1 protein-coding gene is annotated in these 4,083 nt (G+C 72.0%); it reads right to left on the reverse strand.

The features are described from left to right. On the reverse strand, positions 1-4,083 hold a 4,083-nt coding region (locus ACOV8S_RS32455), incomplete at both ends, for an amino acid adenylation domain-containing protein (RefSeq protein WP_448322184.1).

Raw genomic sequence — 4,083 nt, forward strand, 5'->3', positions numbered from 1 at the left:
CGTGGAGGGGGACGGTGTCGCCGCGGTGGTCGGCGGTCTTCGGGCGGGGCCGGTCGAAGGGCAGCTCGAGCTGGTCGGGAATCCCGTCGAGGGTCTGCTTCCAGTAGGCCAGCTGCCTGCTCGCCAGGGACCCGGCATCGTCCTCACTCCCCAGCAACTCCCGCAGCCACAAGGTGTAATCGGCGTACTGGGCCGGGAGCTCGGACCACGTCGGCGCCTGGCCCTGGAGCCGCGCCCGGAAGGCGGTCTCCAGGTCCCGTCCGAGCGGCCCCATCGAGGCGCCGTCACTGGCGATGTGGTGGACGAGGAGCAGCAGGACGTGCTCGTCGGGGGCCAGGGTGAACAGCGTCGTCCTCAGCGGCACCTCGGCCGCGAGGTCGAACACGTACTGCCCCGCGTCGCCCAGTGCCGCGGTCAACTCGGCCTCGGCGCAGGTGACGCGCTCCAGCTTCAGGCTGACGGCGTCCGTCGCCAGCACCTTCTGGGCCGGGTGTCCCTCGATCTCCTGGAAGACCGTCCGCAGGCTCTCGTGCCGCGCCACCACGTCGTTCAGTGCCCGCTCGAGCACGTCCGCGTCCAGGTCCCCGGTGATCCGGAACGCCACCGGGACGTTGTAGGTGGCGTTCGCGCCCTCCAGCTTGTCGAGGAACCAGAGGCGGTTCTGTGCCGGGGACAGCGGGATCCGTTCGGGCCGGTCGGTGGCGGTCAGCGCGGTCCTGGCCGAGTCCGCCTCGCCGGCCTGCTGGGCAAGGGCGGCGACGGTGGGCGCCTCGAACAGGGCCCGCACCGGCAGCTCGACGTCCAGGGTGGTGCGGATGCGGCTGACCAGGCGGGTGGCGAGGAGGGAGTGCCCGCCGAGGGCGAAGAAGTCGTCGTCGATGTTCACGGCCGGCAGCCCGAGGATGTCGGCGAACAGGCCGCAGAGAATCTCCTCGCGCGGGCTCCGCGGACCGCGTCCGGTGCCGGTGGCGGGCAGGTCGGGGGCCGGGAGGGCCCGGTAGTCGACCTTGTTGTTGCTGGTCAGCGGGAGGTGGTCGAGGACCACGAACGCCGAGGGCACCATGTACTCCGGCAGCAGGCCGGCCGTGTGGGTGTGCAGGGCTCCGGTGTCCACCGAGCAGGCTCCGGCCTCGGCCACCAGGTAGGCCACGAGCCGCTTGTCCCCGGGGTGGTCCTCCCTGGCGACCACTGCGATCTGGGCCAGTCCGGGGTAGCTGCCGAGTGCGGTCTCGATCTCGCGGAGTTCGATGCGGTAGCCGCGGATCTTGACCTGGTCGTCGGCGCGGCCCACGAACTCCAGCAGCCCCTCGGCGGACCAGCGGGCGAGGTCGCCGGTGCGGTACATACGGCTGCCGGCCGGGCCGAACGGGTCGGCGACGAAGCGGTCGGCGGTCAGGTCGGGACGTCCGTAGTAGCCACGGGCCAGACCCGCCCCCGCCAGGTACAACTCCCCTGCCACGCCCGTGGGGACGAGGGCGAGGTGTTCGTCGAGGATGTAGGCGCTCATGCCGTCCAGCGGACGGCCGACGGGTATCGGCGCGGGCACGCTGTCGGTCGCGGTCCACGGGGACTGGCTGGCGAAGAGGGTGGTCTCCGTCGGGCCGTAGGCAGCGCGCACGACCGTGTCGGGGCAGTGCCGCAGCACGCGTCGGACCGCGGTCGGCGAGATCACGTCGCCGCCGGTGATGACCTCACGCACGCCGGCGAAGCACTCGGGGGCTTCCTCCGCCATGAGGCGGAAGAGTCCTGCGGTGATGTCGAGGCCGGTGATCTCCTCGTCGGTGACCAGGCGGGCCAGCTCGGCGACGCTCAGGTCGCCTTCCGGGCTGATGACCGTGCGCCCGCCGTGCAGGAGCGGAACCCAGAAGGCGTAGGTGGACGGATCGAACGCGTACGAGGCCAGGAGCAGAACGCGCTCGTGGGCACCAGGCGAGGCGAACATCCGGTCTGCTGCCAGGTCGAGGATGTCGCGGTGGGTGATGGCCACGCCCTTGGGCCGGCCGGTGGAGCCGGAGGTGTACATCACGTACGCCAACTGCTCGGGCAGAGCCGTGACGTGAGGGGCGTCGGCCGGCAGGCCGGCGAGTTCCGTGTCCTCGTCCACCACCACGACCACCGGCGCGTCGGGGAGACCACGTTCGCGCATCGCCGCATCCGTGAGCAGCACCGGCGCGGACGTCTCGTCGACGATCCACTGCATCCGCTCCAGCGGACTCCCGCTGTGCAGCGGGAGGTAGAACGCCCCGGACTTCAGCACCGCCAGCAGCGCGACCACCAGGTCCACCGAGCGTTCCATCAGCACCGCCACCGGCGCCTCCGGACCCACCCCGGCGCCCACCAGTCGGTGCGCCAGCCGGTTCGCCCGCTCGTCCAACTCCCGGTAGGACAGCTCCCCTCCGGCACACCGCACCGCCACCACGTCCGGCGTCCGCAACGCCTGGGCCGCGAAGGCCGCCTGCACCGAGCCGGCCTCCGGCCGCTCGACGAGCTCGGCCCCGGCCCACGTTTCCAGCAACCGCACCCGCTCCTGCGCGTCGAGCACGTCCAGGTGTCCGAGCGTCCGTGCCGGATCGGCGACGGCTCCCTCCAGGACGCGCACGAGGCGGCTGAACAGGCGCTCCACGGTCTCCCGGTCGAACAGGTCCGCGGCGTAGGTGACGTACGCCCGCACGGGGCCGGGCAGGCCTTCGTCGGTGTACCGCAGGGAGAAGTTCAGCGACAGGTCGAACTTCGCCGTCTGCTGTGCCTCGACGATCTCCTCGACCGTCAGGCCGGGCAGGTCCAGGGAGACGTCGTCCCCGGTCCGCACGTTGAGCAGGACCTGGAACAACGGGTGGTGGGCCAGTGAGCGGTGGGGATTGACCGCTTCGACGACGCGCTCGAACGGCACGTCCTGGTGGGAGTACGCGGCCAGGTCGGTCTCCCGGACCCGCGCCAGCAACTCCTGGAACGTCGGGTTCCCCGAGGTGTCCGTGCGCAGGACGAGGGTGTTGACGAAGAAGCCGACGAGGTCGTCGAGCGCCGTGTCGGCGCGTCCCGCTACCGGGGTGCCGATCGGGACGTCCGTCCCCGCACCCGTCTTCGTCAACGCCACCGCCAGGGCTGCCTGGGCCACCATGAACGTGGTGACGCCGTTCGCGTGGGCCAGACCGGCCATTCCGCGGTGCAGCTCCGCGTCCAGCTCGAAGAAGACCGAGTCGCCACGGTAGGTGGCCGCGTTGGCCCGGGGACGGTCGAAGGGCAGCTCGAGCTGGTCCGGGACGTCTTCCAACGCCGTCCTCCAGAAGCTGAGTTGCCGGCTCACGAGCGAGCCGGGGTCCTCCTCGGCGCCGAGGAGCTCGCGCTGCCACAGCGTGTAGTCCGCGTACTGCACCGGCAGTGCCGGCCACGAGGGCGCGAGCCCCTGGAGTCGTGCCCGGAACGCGACCTCCAGGTCACGCCCAAGGGGCCCCATCGAGGCCCCGTCACTCGCGATGTGGTGCATCAGCAGCAGGAGGACGTGCTCCTCGGGCCCGACGGTGAACAGCGTTGCCCGCAGCGGCAGTTCGCCCGCCAGGTCGAACACGTGCCGACCGGCCTCCCGCAGCAGCGCGTCGAGTTCGTCGGCGCCACAGGTGACCTGGAGCAGCCGCACGGCTGCCGCGTCCTCGGGCAGGACCACCTGCACCGGGTCGCCGTCCACCTCCGGGAAGACCGTACGCAGGCTCTCGTGCCGCACCACCACGTCGCCGAGGGCGCGTTCCAGCACGTCGGCCCGCAGCTCGCCGGCGACCCGGAAGGCCACCGGGACGTTGTAACTGGTGCTGGACTCTTCGAGCTTGCCGAGGAACCACAGCCGGTTCTGTGCCGCGGAGAGCGGGACGCGCTCGGGGCGCGGCCTCGCGGTCAGCGCGGGTCCGGCCGCGGCCGCGTCCGTGACGTGGTCGGCGAGGGCTGAGACCGTCGGGGCCTCGAACAGGGTCCGCACCGCCAGCTCGACGCCCAGCACCGCGCGGATGCGGCCGGCCAGGCGGGTGGCGAGGAGCGAATGCCCGCCGAGTGCGAAGAAGTCGTCGTCGACGCCGACCGCCGGCACGCCCAGGA

This window comes from Streptomyces sp. CO7, from assembly GCF_053474865.1.